Annotated in this window: 16 protein-coding genes; 7 read left to right on the forward strand and 9 right to left on the reverse strand. The window is 62.1% G+C overall.

Annotated features, from left to right (window positions below):
* The first annotated feature begins 41 nt into the window (after window positions 1-41).
* Window positions 42-926, forward strand: a complete 885-nt coding sequence (locus Q7U49_RS10600) for a D-hexose-6-phosphate mutarotase (protein ID WP_304764240.1) — start codon at window positions 42-44, stop codon at window positions 924-926.
* 36 nt (window positions 927-962) lie between these two features.
* Here the strand turns inward: Q7U49_RS10600 and Q7U49_RS10605 are convergent, their stop codons facing one another.
* Window positions 963-2,084: an alkene reductase gene (locus Q7U49_RS10605; RefSeq protein WP_304764241.1), complete on the reverse strand. Its 1,122-nt coding sequence runs from the start codon at window positions 2,082-2,084 to the stop codon at window positions 963-965.
* A 36-nt stretch (window positions 2,085-2,120) separates the two neighbouring features.
* Entirely contained in the window at window positions 2,121-4,223 is a 2,103-nt protein-coding gene (locus Q7U49_RS10610; RefSeq protein WP_304764242.1) for a bifunctional diguanylate cyclase/phosphodiesterase, read from the reverse strand.
* 66 nt (window positions 4,224-4,289) lie between these two features.
* Here Q7U49_RS10610 and Q7U49_RS10615 point away from each other — a divergent pair, with 66 nt between their 5' ends.
* Window positions 4,290-6,329, forward strand: a complete 2,040-nt coding sequence (locus Q7U49_RS10615) for a penicillin-binding protein 1A (RefSeq protein ID WP_304764243.1) — start codon at window positions 4,290-4,292, stop codon at window positions 6,327-6,329.
* Here the strand turns inward: Q7U49_RS10615 and Q7U49_RS10620 are convergent.
* The 7 genes from Q7U49_RS10620 to Q7U49_RS10650 all read right to left on the reverse strand — a co-directional run bounded on the left by Q7U49_RS10620 (window position 6,307) and on the right by Q7U49_RS10650 (window position 11,312).
* On the reverse strand, window positions 6,307-6,711 hold the full coding sequence (locus Q7U49_RS10620) for a glutaredoxin domain-containing protein (RefSeq protein WP_304764244.1): 405 nt from the start codon (window positions 6,709-6,711) through the stop codon (window positions 6,307-6,309). The two genes, Q7U49_RS10615 and Q7U49_RS10620, sit on opposite strands and share 23 nt — an antisense overlap.
* Before the next feature lie 32 nt (window positions 6,712-6,743).
* The gene (locus Q7U49_RS10625; protein WP_304764245.1) at window positions 6,744-7,493 is read right to left on the reverse strand and encodes an SDR family oxidoreductase; all 750 of its coding nucleotides are present in this window, start codon (window positions 7,491-7,493) and stop codon (window positions 6,744-6,746) included.
* The gene (locus Q7U49_RS10630) at window positions 7,490-8,542 is read right to left on the reverse strand and encodes an L-idonate 5-dehydrogenase (RefSeq protein ID WP_304764246.1); all 1,053 of its coding nucleotides are present in this window, start codon (window positions 8,540-8,542) and stop codon (window positions 7,490-7,492) included. The genes Q7U49_RS10625 and Q7U49_RS10630 overlap by 4 nt, the downstream gene beginning before the upstream one ends.
* A 29-nt stretch (window positions 8,543-8,571) precedes the next feature.
* Window positions 8,572-9,342: an SDR family oxidoreductase gene (locus Q7U49_RS10635; protein ID WP_304764247.1), complete on the reverse strand. Its 771-nt coding sequence runs from the start codon at window positions 9,340-9,342 to the stop codon at window positions 8,572-8,574.
* 83 nt (window positions 9,343-9,425) lie between these two features.
* Window positions 9,426-9,764, reverse strand: a complete 339-nt coding sequence (locus Q7U49_RS10640; protein WP_304764248.1) for a hypothetical protein — start codon at window positions 9,762-9,764, stop codon at window positions 9,426-9,428.
* A gap of 26 nt (window positions 9,765-9,790) precedes the next feature.
* On the reverse strand, window positions 9,791-10,351 hold the full coding sequence (locus tag Q7U49_RS10645) for a gluconokinase (RefSeq protein WP_304764249.1): 561 nt from the start codon (window positions 10,349-10,351) through the stop codon (window positions 9,791-9,793).
* A 4-nt stretch (window positions 10,352-10,355) separates the two neighbouring features.
* Window positions 10,356-11,312 carry a 2-hydroxyacid dehydrogenase gene (locus tag Q7U49_RS10650; protein WP_304764250.1) on the reverse strand — a complete coding sequence of 319 codons (957 nt, stop codon included), beginning with the start codon at window positions 11,310-11,312 and terminating at the stop codon, window positions 10,356-10,358.
* 195 nt (window positions 11,313-11,507) lie between these two features.
* Here Q7U49_RS10650 and Q7U49_RS10655 point away from each other — a divergent pair, with 195 nt between their 5' ends.
* The 5 genes from Q7U49_RS10655 to Q7U49_RS10675 all read left to right on the forward strand — a co-directional run bounded on the left by Q7U49_RS10655 (window position 11,508) and on the right by Q7U49_RS10675 (window position 17,879).
* The gene (locus Q7U49_RS10655) at window positions 11,508-12,542 is read left to right on the forward strand and encodes a LacI family DNA-binding transcriptional regulator (protein WP_304764251.1); all 1,035 of its coding nucleotides are present in this window, start codon (window positions 11,508-11,510) and stop codon (window positions 12,540-12,542) included.
* Window positions 12,543-12,776: 234 nt separating this feature from the next.
* Window positions 12,777-14,198, forward strand: a complete 1,422-nt coding sequence (uxaC, locus tag Q7U49_RS10660) for a glucuronate isomerase (protein WP_304764252.1) — start codon at window positions 12,777-12,779, stop codon at window positions 14,196-14,198.
* A 16-nt stretch (window positions 14,199-14,214) separates the two neighbouring features.
* Window positions 14,215-15,678 carry a mannitol dehydrogenase family protein gene (locus tag Q7U49_RS10665; RefSeq protein ID WP_304764253.1) on the forward strand — a complete coding sequence of 488 codons (1,464 nt, stop codon included), beginning with the start codon at window positions 14,215-14,217 and terminating at the stop codon, window positions 15,676-15,678.
* 39 nt (window positions 15,679-15,717) lie between these two features.
* Window positions 15,718-16,788, forward strand: a complete 1,071-nt coding sequence (gene uxuA, locus Q7U49_RS10670; protein WP_304764254.1) for a mannonate dehydratase — start codon at window positions 15,718-15,720, stop codon at window positions 16,786-16,788.
* Between the two features lie 107 nt (window positions 16,789-16,895).
* On the forward strand, window positions 16,896-17,879 hold the full coding sequence (locus Q7U49_RS10675; RefSeq protein ID WP_304764255.1) for a TRAP transporter substrate-binding protein: 984 nt from the start codon (window positions 16,896-16,898) through the stop codon (window positions 17,877-17,879).
* Window positions 17,880-17,940: the final 61 nt, after the last annotated feature.

The following is a 17,940-nucleotide window of genomic DNA, read 5'->3' on the forward strand; positions in this document are numbered from 1 at the left end:
ACTCAGAGACAATGGTTGATGGACACCCCAGGAGATTCATTGTGAACCCATCCCTCGACATGCTCAACCGCCAATTTGCCCTGCCGGGCGCGCTGCATTTTGTCAATGGCAGCGGCGACTTGGCCGTAGCCGAAATCCAGACACCACTGGCCAGCGCGCGTGTGGCGCTGCAGGGGGCGCACCTGCTGGCCTGGCAACCCGCGGGGGCAACACCCGTGATCTGGTTGTCACAAGCGGCCATGTTTGCGCCGGGTACACCCGTGCGTGGTGGTGTGCCAGTGTGCTGGCCCTGGTTTGGCGCGCGTGACGGCCTGCCAGCGCATGGTTTTGTGCGCACCCGCATGTGGCAGGTGCGCGCGGCGTCGACGGATGAAACCGGGCAGGTGGTGCTGCGCCTGGGCCTGCAGGACGATGCCGACACGCGTGCGCTGTGGGACCATGCGTTTGACCTGGAACTGGTGCTGACCGTCGGCACCACCCTGGGCATGACGCTCATCAGCCGCAACACCGGGGACCAGCCCTTCACCCTGACCGATGCGCTGCACACCTACTTTTGCGTGGCTGACATTGAGCGGACCACGGTGCAGGGCCTGGACGGCTGCGATTACCTCGACAAGGTGCAGAACTTTGCCTGGGCCCGGCAATCAGGCCCGGTTGAATTCGCCGACGAGACCGACCGTATTTACGTCGACACCACGGCTGATTGCCTGATCGAAGACCAGGTGCAACGGCGCAGCATTCGGGTGAGTAAACGCGGCAGCAGTTCCACCGTGGTCTGGAACCCGTGGCGCGACAAAGTGTTTGCCGACATGGCCGCGGGCGAGTACCAGCAGATGCTGTGCGTGGAAACCTGCAACGCCGGGCCCGACCAGGTCAACCTGACCCCGGGCCAGTCACATGTGCTGACCGCCCACATTTCTTTGTAGGAGGCCCGCCTCGGGCCGATGGATGTCTGTTGCAACTCAGGCGCTTTTGAGCGCCGGGTAGTCGGTGTAACCCTTGGCACCACCGCCGTACCAGGTGCTGCGGTCGCTTTCCACCAGGACCTTGCCCTTGCGCAGGCGCTCGACGAGGTCGGGGTTGCCAATGAAGGGGCGGCCAAAGGCCACCAGATCGGCGCCATCCCCCAGGGCTTGTTGTGCCAGGTTTTTGTCCAGGCCATTGTTGACCATCCAGGCGCCCTTGCCCGCAGCCGCACGGTAGGCACGGCGCAGGCCGGTGTAGTCAAACGGGCGCTCAGGCAGTTCACGCGGGCCGCCGGTCGCGCCTTCGATGACGTGGATATAAGCCAGACCAAAAGCGGCCAGTTCGCGCACCACGTAGTCAAACAGCGGTTGCGGGTCGGGGTCGAAGGCGTCGTTGGCGGGAGTCACGGGCGACAGGCGGATACCCACCTTGCCAGGCCCCACAGCACTGGTCACGGCCTGCACCACTTCGAGCAAAAACCGGGCGCGGTTTTCGATGCTGCCGCCAAAGTCATCGCGGCGCTGGTTGGAGCCGCTTTTGAGAAACTGGTCGATCAAATAACCATTGGCGGCATGGATTTCAACGCCGTCAAAGCCGGCAGTCTGCACCGCATTGCGCGCAGCCGCCACGTAGGTGTGCACGATGTCGGGCAGTTCGTAAGCTTGCAGCGCACGCGGCGCCGAGGTGTCGACAAAGGCCGGTACACCGTCCTTGAGCAGCACGGTTTTGGTGTTGGCGGTGATGGCCGAGGGTGCCACTGGCGCACCACCGTGAGGCTGCAGGCTGGTGTGCGAGACACGGCCCACATGCCAGAGCTGACAGACGATTTTGCCGCCGGCGGCGTGCACGCTGCGCGTCACGTCTTTCCAGGCCTCGACCTGTTCCTCGGCATACAAACCGGGCACGTCGGCGTAGCCCTGGCCTTGCTGGCTGATGGCGGTGGCCTCGGTGATGATGAGCCCGGCGCTGGCGCGCTGGGTGTAATACTGGACCATGAGGGCGTTGGGGGTGGCGTCAGGGGCGCGGTTACGCGTCAGCGGGGCCATGACGATGCGGTTGGCCAGCACCAAGTCCCCGGCATGCACGGGATCAAACAGGGTGGCGGTACGGTGAGGCATAGGAACTCCAGATTGATTTTGGCTACAAGCTGCAGTTTAAAGGCTGCTCACAAAAGCCTCGAATGACTGGACCGGCAGGGCCTGGCTAAACAGATAGCCCTGGAAGCGGCGACACCCCAAACCGGCCAGGTACTCCAGTTGCGCCGCGGTCTCGACCCCCTCGGCAATCACTTCCAGGCCCAGGCTGTCGGCCAGCGCGATGATCATTTTGGCAATGGCGGCATCGTCGGCGTCCACCAGAAGGTTGCGCACAAAGCCCTGGTCAATCTTGAGCTGGTCCAGCGGCAGGCGCTTGAGGCAGGACAGCGACGAATAACCCGTGCCGAAGTCGTCCAGTGAAAAGCCCACACCACTCGCCTTGAGCACTTTCATCTTGGCGACCACATCCTCGACGTTGCTGACCAGCAGGCTCTCGGTGAGTTCGAGCTTGAGCCGGTCCGCCCTGGCACCAGTGCGCGCCAACACCGCCAGCACCTGCTCGGCAAAGTCGCTCTGTTGGAACTGCAGTGCACTGACGTTCACGGCCACGGTCAGGTGCGCCAGCTCGGCCCGCTCGGCCCACAGCACCAGTTGCTGGCAGGCGGTCTCCAGCACCCACAGGCCCAGGGGCAGGATCAGGCCGGTTTCTTCCGCCAACGGAATGAATTCTGCGGGTGGCACCAGGCCCCGCCGCGGGTCCTGCCAGCGCAGCAACGCTTCCACACCGATGACGTGGCCGTCCTGGTCAACCTGAGCCTGGTAGTACAACAGGAACTGGTTCTGGCCAAGAGCGCCGCGCAGGCTGAGCTCCAGCGCGGCCCGGGCACTGACCTCGGCCTGCATTTGCGGATCGAAAAAGCGCAAGGTGTTGCGCCCTGCGGCCTTGGCCTGGTACATGGCCAACTCAACGCGCTGGATCAAGGTATCGGCACCGTCCTCGGGCGCACCAAACAGCGTGATGCCCATGCTGACGCTGCCCTGATAGGTCTGGTCCGGCAGGGGGTGGGGCTGGCGCAGCAAGTCCAGCAGTTTTTGGGCGATCAACTCGGCCTTGGCCGCCGCCAGCACCGGATCAGCGCCCAGATCTTCCAGCATGACCAAAAAGGTATCGCCGCCGAAGCGCGCGGCGGTGTCGCAGTCGCGGATATTTTCTGTCAAACGCTGTGCAATCTTCTGTAACAACAGGTCACCGACATCGTGGCCGACACTGTCATTGAGCAGTTTGAAATTGTCGAGGTCCAGGCAAAGGAGCGCGCCGCAACTCTCGTTACGTTGGCTGGCCGAAATGGCCTGGTGCAGGCGGTCCTGCATCAGGCGACGGTTGGGCAGATTGGTCAGCGGGTCAAAGAACGCGAGCCGGACGATCTTGCCCTCGGCCTCCTTGCGCTGGCTGATGTCGGTCAGCGTGCCGACGAAATGCGTGACTTCCCCCTGCGCATCGCGCACGGCATTGATGATGACCCAGTCAGCATAGATTTCACCGTTTTTTCGCTTGTTCCAGACTTCCGCCTGCCACGACCCCACGGTGTGCAGCGACTGCCACATCGCAGCCCAGAACTCTGCTGGATGCCGATCCGAACTCAGCAGCCTGGGCGACTGGCCCACCGCTTCGGCCTCGGTGTAGCCCGTGGTCAGGGTGAATGAGGAATTGACACGAAGTATCACCCCCAGGCGGTCGGTGATCAGCATGCCTTGTTGTGAATCAAAGGCGGTGGCGGCAATGCGCAACTCATGCTCGGCCTTGGCCAAAGCGCTCATGTCGGTGTCCATGCAAAACATCACCGGCGCCCGGCCGTCAATCGAAACGACCGTATGGCTGGAATAAACCGGCACCAGGTGGCCCTGTTTGTGGCGCAAATTCATGCGGCTGGGCGGGATGCCCTGGCCGTTTTCGAACATCCAGCGCACCGCGCCCTCCACCTGGGTGCGCACGTCATGTGGAATGATCAGGTCGAGCAGGTTGCCGCCCATGGCCTCGGCGGCGCTGTAGCCATAAATGTGCTCTGAGGCGCGGTTCCAATAGACCACGGTGCCATCGGCCAGGTAGCCCTGGATGGACATGGCGTCGGCGTCTTCGAACAGCTTTTGAAAACGCAATTCGGCAACTTCTCGGGCATCTGAGACGCCTTTCGGCAAGGACGGTAATGGCGTGCTTGACATGGATGGGTCCTGTTCCAAAAGCGTAGTATCGTTTAAATGGTCAAGTCCGGGCCTTAAACTCCGCGCATGATTCCAGGCCTCCAATCCGTCATCGCTTTCACCCTCGCGCAATTCCAGCGCCTCAAGGCCGTTGTCAGGCAATACCCCGTGCGGGCCGCTTTGGCCTTGCCGGCGCTGATGCTGCTTTACGTGCTGTTGCTGATTCCGTTCACACCCGGTATCAGCGACCTGCGCAAGGCCAAGGCAGAGGCGCCGTCGGTGCTACTGGCGCTGGACGGCAGCGTGCTGGCCGAATACAAACGCATCAACCGGCAGTGGGTCACGCTGGAGCACATTTCACCGAACGTGGTGAACGCCCTGATCGCCACCGAAGACCGCCGCTTTTACGAGCACCACGGCATTGACTTCAGGCGTCTGATGGGCGCCGCGCTCAGCACCCTGTCGGGTGACTTGCAGGGCGGCTCGACCCTGACCCAGCAGCTGGCACGCAACCTGTTCCCCGAAGAAATCGGCCGCGCCGCCACCGTGACACGCAAGCTCAAGGAAGCCATCACGGCGCTCAAGATCGAGGCGGTGTATTCCAAACGCGAGATCCTGGAAACCTACCTCAACACCGTGCCTTTTCTCTACAACGCCTTTGGCATTGAAATGGCAGCGCGCACCTACTTTGACACCTCGGCCGACCAGCTTGATGTGCTGCAAAGCGCCACCCTGATCGGCATGCTCAAGGGCACCAGTTATTACAACCCGGTACAAAACCCCGAGCGCGCCAAGCAGCGCCGCAACCTGGTGCTGGAGCAGATGGTCACAAACGGCAGCCTGGACCCGGCGCGCGTCAAAGCCCTGTCCAAACGGCCGCTCCGGCTGGACTTCGAACGCCAGGTTGAAGCCCCGGGTCCGGCGCCCCATGTGGCCCAGCACCTGCGCAAGTGGCTGATTGACTGGGCTGACCGCCGTGATTACGACCTGCAAACCGACGGCCTGAAAATCTACACCACCCTCGACGCCGGACTGCAAAAAGTGGCGACCCAAGCGGTCAATCGGCAACTCAACTACCTGCAGAATTTGGCCGACGGCCGGCGCAAGGCCGGGCAGGAACCCGCCGTGCTGCAGGCCGGCTTTCTGGCCATGGACCCGCGCGACGGCGCCGTGCGGGCCTGGGTGGGCAGCCGGGACTTCGCCCAGGAGCAGTTTGACCATGTGAGCCAGGCGCGGCGCCAGCCGGGCTCCACCTTCAAGCCTTTCGTTTATGGTGCGGCCTTCATGCAGGGCATGAGCCCGTCGGACACCTTCATGGACGAGCCGGTGGCGATCTCATCGCCGGGCAGTGACGTGTGGACTCCCAGCGATGCCACGCCACCGAGCTACCAACCCACCAGCCTGCGCAACGGCCTGGTGTATTCCAAGAACACCATCACCGCCCAGCTGATGCAACAAGTGGGGGCCAAGAGCGTGGGCGCTCTGGCCCAAGCCATGGGCGTGCGCCAGAGCAAGCTGGACCTGGTGCCCTCGCTGGCACTGGGCACCAGCCCGGTCACGCTGATCGAGATGGTCACCGCCTATGGCACGCTGGCCAACGGCGGCAGCTACTTTGCGCCCAAGTTGGTACTGCGTGTGGAAGACCGCAATGGCCAATTGCTGGAACAGTTTGTGTCGGTGGCCGAACGCGAACCGGCCATGCCCCGCACCCATGCACTGACCCTGGTGAACGTGATGCGCGGTGTGATTGACGAAGGCACGGGTTCAGCCATTCGTTACCGCTACGGCATCCAGGCCGACGTGGCCGGCAAAACCGGCACCACCCAGGACAACACTGACGGCTGGTTCATCATGATGAACCCGCAGCTGGTGGCGGGCGCCCGCGTTGGCTTCAACGACAACAGCGTCACCATGGGCTCCTGGGGTCAGGGTGCGCGCAGCGCCCTACCCATGGTGGGTGAGGTGTTTCAGCAGGCGTTTCGCAACCGTTGGCTGGACCGGCAAGCCGAATTCGACATTCCGCGACCCAAGCCGCCACCGCCGCCCGAGCCAACCGTGCAGGACGACCCGGTGACCGACCTTGTGAAGAACGCCTTGGACCGGCTCATTCAGTTGTTACAGGACTGAGAAAACGCCCCTGCAGGTAGCCGATGATGGCGCCGGACTCGAACAGCCATTGGCTTTGACCGTTGGCGTCGGTGATCTTGAGGCAGGGCACCTTGACGGTGCCGGCGCCCGTGAGCAGGTCATCCCGGTTTTGCGCGTCATGCTGCGCGTCGCGGCGTTCGATGGGCAAGGACAGGCGCCGCATTTCCTGGCGCACCTTGATGCAGAACGGGCAGGTGGTGAACTGGTACAGCACCAGGCTCTGGCACTGCTGGTTAACCATCTGTTGCAGCTCGGGCGCGCGAACCACGCCCTTGGGCCGGGTCACAAATTCCCACACCTGCATGAAGGGGCCGAGCACGATGCGCAGGGTTCTGAAAAAGCTTCTGATGATAAATTTCATCGGGTGATCATAAACGTCCGGAAATGCAAAAACTAGCCACGCCCCACGTAAGGCATTTGTGAGGCCATCACCGTGACCGACAGAATATTGGCTGACAGCGGCAGACTGGCCATGGTCATGAAGGTCTCCACCACCGCCGCGATGTCCATACAGGGCTCGGGCTTGATGCTGCCGTCGGCCTGGGGCACACCCTGTGTCATTTTGGCGGTCATGTCCGAGGTGACGTTGCCGATATCGATCTGCCCCACGGCAATGCCAAAAGCGCGCCCATCCAGCGCCGCGGCACGCGTCAGCCCGCTGATGGCGTGTTTGGTAGCGGCGTAGGCGATGGAACCGGGGCGCGGCACGTGGGCCGAGATGGAGCCGTTGTTGATGATGCGCCCGCCCTGAGGTTGCTGCTCCTGCATCAGCTTGAAGGCGTAAGACAGGGCATAAAAAGCGCCATTCAAATTGATGTCCACCGCGCGGCGCCAGTCGTCGCCCAACATGTCGCCGGGCAAGGTGAAGGGCAGCGAAATACCGGCGTTGTTGAACAGCAGGTCAAGCCGGCCAAAACGTTCTCGGATTTGCGCAAACAAGGCTTTGACATCGGACTCTTGACTCAAGTCGGCTGTGATGGCATGGCCGTTGCCGCTGTGCTCGCCCGCCAAGGCAATGGACGCCTGCAGCGCTTCAAGGCGGCGACCGACAAAAACCACTTGCCAACCGGCCTTGAGCAAAGCCAGTGCGCAAGCCCTGCCAATACCGGAACCAGCGCCGGTGACCAAAGCTATTTTTCTCATGAAGCCAGTACCTCGGGGTTGAATGAAATTTGCACTTTGAGTGACTGACGCTTGTCGAGCGCCAGCTCAAACGCTTCCACGGCCCGATCCAGCGGCAAGACGCTGGTGATCACGGGCTTGCCATTGACCAGGCCTTCATTCAAAAACTGAACGGCGGTGGCAAATTCAGCATGGAACCTGAGGGTGCCGCGCAGATCAATCTCCTTGGCAACAATCTGGTTCATGGGCAGGCTGATGTCGCCGCCCAGGCCCACCATGACCAGCACGCCGCGCGGCGCGATCACATCGAGCGCCGTGCGCAGCGCCGCCGGGCTGCCCGAGGCCTCGAAGACGGCATCAAACTGGCCTTTGTCCGCCTTGTATTTGTCCAGGCCGTCGGCCTGGGTCAGCAGGTTGATGGTCTCATTTGCGCCCATGCTGCGGGCGCATTGCAGCGGCAGGTCGGCAATGTCGACCGCCACAATACGCGCCGCACCGGCGCGGCGCAAGCCCCCGATCAGCAGTGAGCCGATGGAGCCGCAGCCGGTCACCAGCACTTGTTTGCCCAGCACACCACCGGCGCGCTGGATGGCGTGCAGACCCACCGACAAGGGCTCTGCCAACGCGGCCTCCGACAGGCTCAAATGGTCGGCAATCGGGTGCGCCTGGCTGACATCGATGACCAGCTTTTCGCTGAAGCCACCCTGTATGTGGGGAAAGGGCATGGCGCTGCCATAAAAGCGCATGTTCAGGCACTGGTTGTGTTGCCCCAATTGGCAAAAGCGGCAGTTGCCGCAGGGCCGCGAGGGCGAAATGGCAATGCGCTGGCCCGGCTTGAACGCCGTCACCCGGGTGCCCACGGCATCGACCGTGCCCGAGAATTCGTGGCCGAGTGCCATCGGCTGCTTGATGCGCACGGTGCCAAAACCACCGTCCTGATAATAGTGCAGATCCGAGCCGCAAATGCCGCCAAAGGCGACACGCACCAGAAGTTGCTGGTCACCCAGCGCGGGCAGCTCAGTCGTTTCGATGCGCAGGTCTTTCGCGGCATGGCAGACAACGGTTTTCATGGCGATGCTCTTTCAGTCAAAGTGAAGGTTTACAGGGTGGCGGTCACGCCGCCATCCACGTACAGGATGTGGCCGTTGACAAAACGCGAGGCGTCGCTGGCCAAAAACACCACGGCACCGCCCAGGTCTTCGACATCACCCCAGCGGCGGCTCGGTGTGCGCCCCACCAGCCAGGCGGTAAAGGCCGGGTCGGCCACCAGCTTCTCGGTCAGCTCGGTCTTGAAATAGCCCGGTCCCAGCCCATTGACGTTGATGCCGAATTGGCCCCAGTCGATGGCCATGCCTTTGGTCAGCATCTTGACCGCCCCTTTGCTGGCGGTGTAGGGCGCAATGCCGGGGCGACCCAGCTCGCTTTGCACCGAGCAGATATTGATGATCTTGCCCTGCCCGCGCGGGATCATTTTTTTGGCCACCGTCTTGCCCACGTAGTAAACGCTGTCAAGGTTGGTCTTCATCAAAGTGTGCCAGTCGTCGTCGGCAAATTCGTGCAGCGGGTTGCGGATTTGCATGCCGGCGTTGTTGACCAAAATGTCGATGGCACCGATGCTGCCCTCGATTGCATCGACCGCCTGGCTGACCACGCCAGCATCGGTGACATCAAACGCCTGGGCGCTCACGGTCAGGCCCTCGGCTTGCAGCGTCTGTGCCGCCAGCGCAAGCTTGTCCGGGTTGCGGCCGTTCAAAATGACATGGGCACCAGCCTGCCCCAGAGCCCTGGCCAGCGCCAGGCCGATGCCACCGGAAGAACCCGTGATGAGGGCGCGCCGGCCGGTGAGTTGAAAGGTATCGAGCAAGTTCATAAGCATCTCAGGTAGTTGATTAGTGCAGCGGACCCGGCACCATAAATCCGTGCCCACCGGCGGTGTCAGCAGCCCCCTTGAGTTCAGTCGCTGGGCAAGGCATAGTCATCGGCACTGAACACCGTATGAAACACCGTGCCATCAAACATATCGATCAGCGCCTTGGAAACTTCGCGGCTTTTGAGGCGAACCTCCGAGGCCAGGGCAATGTCGATCGACTCGCGCGAGGGGTAGCGCACCGACAACACCATGCCGAAGTGCGGGTCACTCACGTCACTCTCAACCTGGCGCAGCACACGCACTTCCTGCGCCCCGGGGAATCGCGTCCACAGCGGCACCAGCTCTTTGCGGATGTACTGGTTAAAGGCTTCTTCGAGTCCGGGCTTGACCTTGCCCTGAAAAAATGCACAGCGTATAAACATGAAATTCCTTGTGGTGCGGTGATAAATCAGGTCGGGTTTTTCAAAGCCTGCTGCCTCAGACCGGTCACAGCCTGGGCCACCAGTGCGTCGATGCTGGTGGCAATGTGAAGCGTCAGGATGTCGGTTTCATCAGGTGCTGGCAGCTCCAGGGTGCGGAGCTGGCTGTCCAGCAGTTCGGGGGGCATGTAGTGGCCGGTGCGCAGGGCCATGCGCTGGCGAATCAGTTCGGCGTCGCCGTCCAGAAAAATAAACACCACCTTGCCGGCCCGGGCGCGAATGCGGTCGCGGTAAACCCGCTTGAGCGCGGAGCACGCCACGATACGACCCTTTAGGTTTGGTGTGGCCTGCGCCAGATAGTCACCAATACGGTCCAGCCAGGGCCAGCGGTCGGCATCGGTCAGGGCCACGCCCGAGCGCATTTTGGCCACGCTCTCGGACAAATGCAGGTCGTCGCCGTCCGTCATGTCAAGCTGGAGCTGCCTTGCCACGGCGCTGGCCACGGTTGATTTGCCACAGCCCGAGACCCCCATCACCACCACGTGCAACGGGTCGGTCACGTCCGACCCGGGCTGGTCCAGGGTGTTCACGGACTCAGGCTCCGACTGTGCACTCGGGCACCGGGGAATGCAAGGGCAGACCGGCCGTACCCGCCTGCATGTTGGCAAAAGCCAGGTCGGCCATGGCCTGGCGTGTTTGCAAGGTGGCGCTGGCCATGTGCGGCGTCAGCACCACGTTGGGCAGCTTGCGCAGGGCCTCGGGCACCCGTGGCTCGTTGGCGAACACATCGAGCGCCGCACCGGCAATGGTGCCCGCCTCGAGCGCCCGGATCAGCGCCTCTTCGTCAACCACGCTGCCGCGCGCCACATTGATCAGGTACGACTTGGGGCCCAGGGCCGACAACACCTCGGCATTGATCAGGTGCCGGGTACCCGCCCCGCCCGGGGTGATCACCACCAGATAGTCCACCTGGGCCGCCAGTGCCTGTGCGGTCGGATAAAACGTGTAGCCAGATTCGGGCTTGCTGCTGCGTGCGGTGTAGGCAATCGACATGCCAAAACCACTGGCCCGGCGCGCGATGGCCTGGCCGATGCGGCCCAAACCGACAATACCGAGCCGCGCACCCGAGACCTTTTGCGCCAGCGCAATGGGACCATTCAGCCATTCACCGGCACGGACAAAACGGTCCGCCTGCGGGATGCGACGGCCAATCGACAAGACCAGGCCCATGGCGAGGTCGGCCACATCGTCGGTCAGCACATCGGGGGTGTGGGTCACTGCAATGCGGCAGGCGTTGGCCGCCTGCACATCCACCCCGTCGTAGCCGACACCAAAAACCGACACCACTTTGGCGTTGGGCAGTTGCGCCAAAAGCGCCCCGCTCACCACCGACTCACCCGAGGCAGCCACGCCCACAATGCGTGGCGCAAGCTTGGCAAAGACCGCCGGATCGGTTTCATGCGTGCGCTCGTGCACGGTGAAAACCTTTTGCAGCGCCTCTTGGTAGAGGGGGTGCAATTTGGCAACGGCCAAAATATCTGGCTTGATCAATTCGAATCTCCTGCACATGATTTATCCTGGACAGCGCTGTCCAAAATGTAGAAAAAAAAGCTGACCTGGCGGTTGACGCACTATCTTGTTTTGATAGATGATGTCGAGGTCGCTTTAGATTTTTTCGAATTTTCGGACAGCGCTATCCTAGTTCAATCTGATTTGTTTTTTCCTACGTATTAACCCTTGGCTTTCATGTCACTTCCGATCAAGAACCACCGCGCCTCCGGCCGCGTCACCCTGAGCGACGTGGCCCGCGCCGCAGGCGTGAGCCCAAGCACGGTGTCGCGCGCCTTGCGGGGTGAACGGGCGGTTGATCCGGCACTCATCGAACGCGTCGTGGCGGTGTCGGACAAGCTCGGTTACGTGCCCGACCCGGCAGCCCGCGCACTGGCCTCGCAGCGCAGCAACCATGTGGCGATCCTGATCCCCTTGCTGTCCAACACCTTGTTTGTGGACCTGCTCGACGCAGCCCAAAAAACCCTGCGCGCGGCCGGCTACCAAACGCTGATGGGTGTCACGCACTACGACAGCAGCGAAGAAGAGCAGTTGTTGCGCGAACAATTGCTGCACCGCCCCGCCGGTTTGCTGATCACCGGGCTGGACCAGAATCTGGCCACCCAAAAACTCATGGCACGCAGTCAGGTGCCCTGTGTCCACCTCATGGATTTGCCTGCCACGGCAGACTCCGAGACGCCCTACTGTGTCGGATTCAGGCAAATTGAAGCCGGCGCCAGCCTGACCAAGATGCTGTTGCAACAAGGCCGTCGCCGCATCGCCTTTGCCGCTGCCCAACTCGACCCGCGCGTGATGCAGCGCCTGTACGGCTGGCGTAGCGCCCTGCAGGAGGCGAACCTGTACGATCCGACCACCGAATGGCTGAACCCGGCCGCCTCCTCACTGGCTTTGGGCGGCATCATGTTTGAACAAATCATGCAGCAGCGCCCGGCGGTCGACGCGATCTTTTTTTGCAACGACGACCTGGCCCAAGGGGCCTTGCTGGCCGCCTTGCGCCTGGGCATTGCCGTGCCCCGGCAGGTGGCCATTGCCGGCTTCAACGACCTGACCGGCAGTGACCAGATGCTGCCGCCCCTGACCACCGTGCGCACCCCGCGGGCCCGGATCGGCGAATCTGCGGCCCACATGCTGTTGACCCTGATGCGGGGCGAAACTCCGAAAAAACCGCTGGTCGACCTGGGCTTTGAGATCATCCAGCGCCAGAGCAGCTGAACTGAAAACACATCAGAATCGGCCAAAGGTGGTTGACGTTGATCAGCAGGGTGCCCGTTGCACAACGCGGATTCAGCGGAGCGACACCCTGGAATTTGAGAGGGTCTCAAATCTAAACAAAACGGTGTTTCATTTCACTTGAATTCCTGTTCTATTTGATGTAGAGTCCGCGCCTATCAACAAGAATTGCAAGAAAACAAGCTTGCAAACTTCAAAACAGATGGAGCGAAACCCATGAAGCCCTTTATGAACCCCGACTTTCTGCTGCCAGACGACTGCGCCAGGCGCTTGTTCCATGACTACGCGGCTTCGATGCCGATCCTTGACTACCACTGTCACCTGCCACCCGCCGACATCGCCAGCAACGCCGGGTTCAAGAACATCGCCCACGCCTGGCTGGGGGGCGACCACTACAAGTGGCGCGCCATGCGCGCCAATGGTGTGCCCGAGGCCGACATCACCGGCCACGAACCGGACTACGCCACTTTTCTGGCCTGGGCCAGAACCGTGCCGCGCCTGGTGGGTAACCCGCTGTACCACTGGACGCACCTGGAGCTGCAGCGCTACTTCGGCATTCATGATGCCCTGTCGGAAAAAACCGCGCCGGCCATCTGGGAGGCTTGCAATGCCCAGATCACCCAACCCGAATTCGGCGCCCGCTCACTGCTGATGCGCATGAATGTGCGCGCTGTCGGCACCACCGACGACCCGGCGGACTCACTGGAGCACCATATGGCCTACGCCGCGGCGCGTCAAGCGGGCGAACCCGTGATGGTGCCCAGCTTCCGCCCCGACCGCGCGCTGGCCACCGACGACCTGGCGGTGTGGAAAACCTATATCGAGCGGCTGGGTGCTGCGGCCAATGTGTCGATTGGCTCTTACGCCGCGCTGATCACCGCCCTTGACACCCGCCACGCGGTGTTTCACAGCCTGGGTTGTCGTGCTTCTGACCATGGCCTGGCAGCACCCTTTGCCACGTTCGCCAGCCCGCAGGTACTCGATGCCATTTTTGCCAAACTGCTGGGCGGCACCGCCCTGAGTACCGCTGAGGCCGACGCCTACAAGACCGCTGTGCTATTGGATGTCGGGCGCATGAACGCCCAGCGCGGCTGGGCCATGCAGCTGCACCTGGCGGCGGTGCGCAACCTGAACTCGGCCATGTTTGCCAAGCTCGGCCCGGACACTGGCTATGACGCCGCCAATGACGAGCAAATTGCGGCCAAGCTCGCCGCCTTCATGAACGCGCTGCAAAGCGAGAACCTGCTACCCAAAACCATTTTGTATTCGCTGAATCCGAACGATCTTGAAGTGCTGGGCACGGTCATGGGCTGTTTCCAGGACGGCTCCAGCCCCGGCAAGATCCAGATGGGCTCAGCCTGGTGGTTCAACGACCACATCGAGGGCATGCGCCAGCAGATGCTGAGCCTGGGCAACCTTGGGCTGCTGTCGCGCTTTGTCGGCATGTTGACCGATTCGCGCAGTTTCTTGTCGTTCCCGCGCCATGAGTATTTCCGCCGGGTGTTGTGTGCGCTGGTGGGCGGCTGGATGGAAAACGGCGAGATCCCGCCCGATTTCGAGACCTTTGGTGGCATGGTGCAGGACATCAGCTACCGCAATGCCAAAAATTATTTCGCCATCCCCGGCGTGACCGACTGAGACCAAGGCGCCCAGCATGCAACTCTGCAACCAAAACCTGAACCAACTACCGGCCACGGTGCAACGGCCCCGCTATGACCGCAGCCAGGTGGTGCCCGCCATCGTGCATCTGGGCGTGGGCGCCTTCCACCGCGCGCATCAGGCCGTGATGACCGAGGCCGTGCTGGCCTCGGGCGACCTGGCCTGGGGCATTGTGGGGGCCGGTTTGATGACGTCCGGCACCAAGGACGCGCTGGCACCGCAAGACGGGCTGTACACGCTGGTCATTCGCTCCGAAGGCGCAGAACAACTTCAGGTGGTGGGCGCCATCACCGAACTGCTGGGGGGCGCGGCCGACCTCAGCCAGGTGCTGGCACGCATGTGCGCGCCCAGCACCCGCATCGTCAGCCTGACCGTCACCGAGAAAGGCTACTACCTGGATCCGGCCAGCGGCAAGCTGCAGTTGCAGGCCCCCGCCATCCAGGCCGACCTGGCCACACCAGGCGCGCCCAGAACCATTCTGGGCCTGATCGTGCAGGCGCTCAAGCACCGCAAGGCCAACGGCATCGCACCGTTCACGGTGCTGAGTTGTGACAACCTGCCCAGCAACGGCAAGACTGCCAAAGCGGCGGTGCTGGCCTTTGCCCGCGAAGTCGATGCAGAACTGGCGTCCTGGATCGAAGCCGGTGTGAGCTTCCCCTGCTCCATGGTGGACCGCATCACGCCGGCCACCACCGATGCCGACCGTGCCTATGTCAATGACCAACTCGGCATGCGGGACGCCTGGCCGATCGTGACCGAGGGTTTTGTGCAATGGGTGATTGAAGACAACTTCACCATGGGCCGGCCCGACTGGACTTTGGGTGGTGCGGTGTTCTCCAACGAGATCGAGGCCTGGGAGAACATGAAGCTGCGTTGCCTCAATGGCGCCCACTCCACGCTGGCTTACCTGGGCCAGCTCACCGGGCGCGAGACCGTCAATGAGGCCATGCAGTTGCCCTTGATCACGGGCATTCTGGACGCCTTGTGGGCGGAGGTGCTGCAAGTGCTGCACGCCCCGGCGGGTGTGGACCCGAGGGATTATGTCGAGCAACTGAAAAAGCGCTTTTGCAACCCGGCGCTCAAGCACCGCACGGCGCAGATTGCCATGGATGGCTCGCAGAAACTGCCGCAACGCCTGCTGGCCACGCTGCGCGAGCGCATGGCTGCGGGCCTGCCGTCCCCGGCCCTGGCCACCGCGATTGCCGCCTGGATGCACTTTGCCGTCAAAACCGCGCACACCCCGGGTGCGGTGCTCAATGACCCGCTGTCCGCCGACATCTTGGCGCAAGCCAGCGTCAGCAATGACAGCACTGCCATCATTGACAACTTGCTCGGCATTGACAAGATTTTTGGTTCTGACTTAAAAACCCACGACGGCTTCAAAGCGGAATTGCTGGACGCCTTGCGCCGCCTGGCAGCGCAACCGCAAGTAGCTGCGGCGTCGCAAATCGCCCTTTGACCCGCCCTCTTCACCACACATAACTCAGGAGTTCAAGCAATGAAAATGACTTTTCGCTGGTATGGCGAATCTGACCCCGTCAAGCTGGAATACATCCGCCAGATTCCCGGCATGTACGGCATTGTTTCTGCCATTTACGACGTGCCAGTGGGCGAGGTCTGGCCGCTGGACAAGCTGCAAGCCCTGCGCGCGCGCATCGAAGGCGTGGGCCTCAAGTTCGAGGTGGTCGAGAGCGTGCCGGTGCACGAAGACATCAAGCTGGGCAAACCCACGCGGGACCGCCTGATTGCCAACTTTCAGCAGAACATTCGCAACTGCGCCGCCGTGGGCGTGAAAGTGATCTGTTACAACTTCATGCCGGTGTTTGACTGGACCCGCACCGAGATGGCCAAGGAACTGCCCGACGGTTCCTTCACTCTGGCCTTTGATGCCCAGGCAGTGGCCGAGATCGACCCCGAAAAAGGCATCTCCCTGCCGGGCTGGGACGCCAGTTACAAACCCGAACAACTCAAGAGCCTGCTTGACGAGTACAAGGCCGTGGGTGAAAACAACTTGTGGGCGAACCTGGAATACTTTCTGAAAGCCATCATTCCGGTGGCCGAAGAAGCCGGCATCAAGATGGCGATGCACCCGGACGACCCGCCGCGCCCCATTTTTGGCCTGCCACGCATCGTGAAAAACCGTGACGACCTGGCGCGTCTGGTCAAGATTGTCGACTCCAAGGCCAACGGCATCACGCTGTGCTCGGGCTCGCTCGGCGCCGACCTGTGCAACAACATTCCGTCGCTGGTGCGCGAGTTCGGCGGCCAGGGGCGCATCCACTTTGGCCACCTGCGCAACGTCAAGGTCGAGGAAGACGGCACGTTTTACGAGTCCACCCATAACTCCTGCGACGGCTCGCTCGACATGGCCGAGATTGTCAAGGCTTACCATGACGTCGGCTTCGAGGGCTATGTGCGCCCCGACCACGGCCGCATGATCTGGGGAGAAACCGGCAAGCCCGGTTACGGTCTGTACGACCGCGCCCTGGGCGCGGTTTACCTCAACGGCCTGTGGGAGGCGGTCAGCAAATATGCGCCCGCTGCCGCCCCGGCGCCTCAGCCCGCCTGAACGCACCATGTTCCTGTCCCCAGAGTTCCCCGTTCGTCGGCTTTTCGGAGCCGCTATTTTTCCCTGTCCCTGTCAGTTTTTCAACCAAGTCAATTAAGGAGATCCTCATGACCTTTCGCAGAAGCCTTCTCGCCGCCGCAGTTGCCGTCGTAGCACTGTCGGCCAGTTTCACCGCCAGTGCCCAGAACGTGGTGCTCAAATCCTCCGACACCCACCCCGCGGGTTATCCCACCGTGGTGGCCGTGGAGAACATGGGCAAGAAGCTGGATGCCGCCACCAATGGTCGTATCAAGGTGCAAATGTTCCCCGGCGCCGTGCTGGGTGAAGAAAAAGCCGTGGTCGAGCAAGTGCAGATCGGTGCCATCCAGATGGCCCGCATCTCGCTGGGTGTGATCGGCCCCATCGTGCCCGAGGTCAACGTGTTCAACATGCCCTTCGTGTTCCGCGACATTCCCCACATGCGTGCGGTGATTGACGGCGCCGTGGGCCAGGAATTGCTGGACAAGGTCAGCAACAGCTCAGCCCGCATGGTCGGTCTGGCCTGGATGGACGGCGGTGCCCGCAGTCTGTACACCAAGAAAAAAGTGCAAACCCCGGCCGACCTCAAGGGCCTGAAGGTGCGCATGATGGGTAACCCGCTGTTTGTCGATACCATGAACGCCATGGGCGGCAACGGTATTTCCATGGGCTACGGCGAGGTGTTCAGTGCCTTGCAGACCGGGGTCATCGACGGCGCTGAAAACAATCCGCCGAGCCTGTACACCTCCAATCATTACACCGCCGGCACCAAGTATTACGCCCAGACCAACCACCTGATCATTCCGGAAATTCTGGTGATGTCCAAGGTGACCTGGGACAAGCTCTCGGACGCTGACAAGGCGCTGGTAAAAAAAGAAGCGCGTGCAGCCCAAATGGACCAACGCGTGTTGTGGGACAAGAGCGTGGCCGACTACTCTGCCAAGCTGAAAGCCGCCGGCATCGAGTTTGTGCCGGTCGACCAAAAGCTATTTTTTGATGCCACCGCCCCGGTGCGCGCCAAATACGGCGCCAATTTTGCTGATCTGATGAAGCGCATCGGCGACGTCAAGTAAATCGTTGCCCCAGCCAGGCCCGCGGCAGCCGCCGCAGGCCTGGTGAACCCTGTCAGGCATT

It is taken from the genome of Rhodoferax sp. (assembly GCF_030653815.1).
Lineage (GTDB): Bacteria > Pseudomonadota > Gammaproteobacteria > Burkholderiales > Burkholderiaceae_C > Rhodoferax.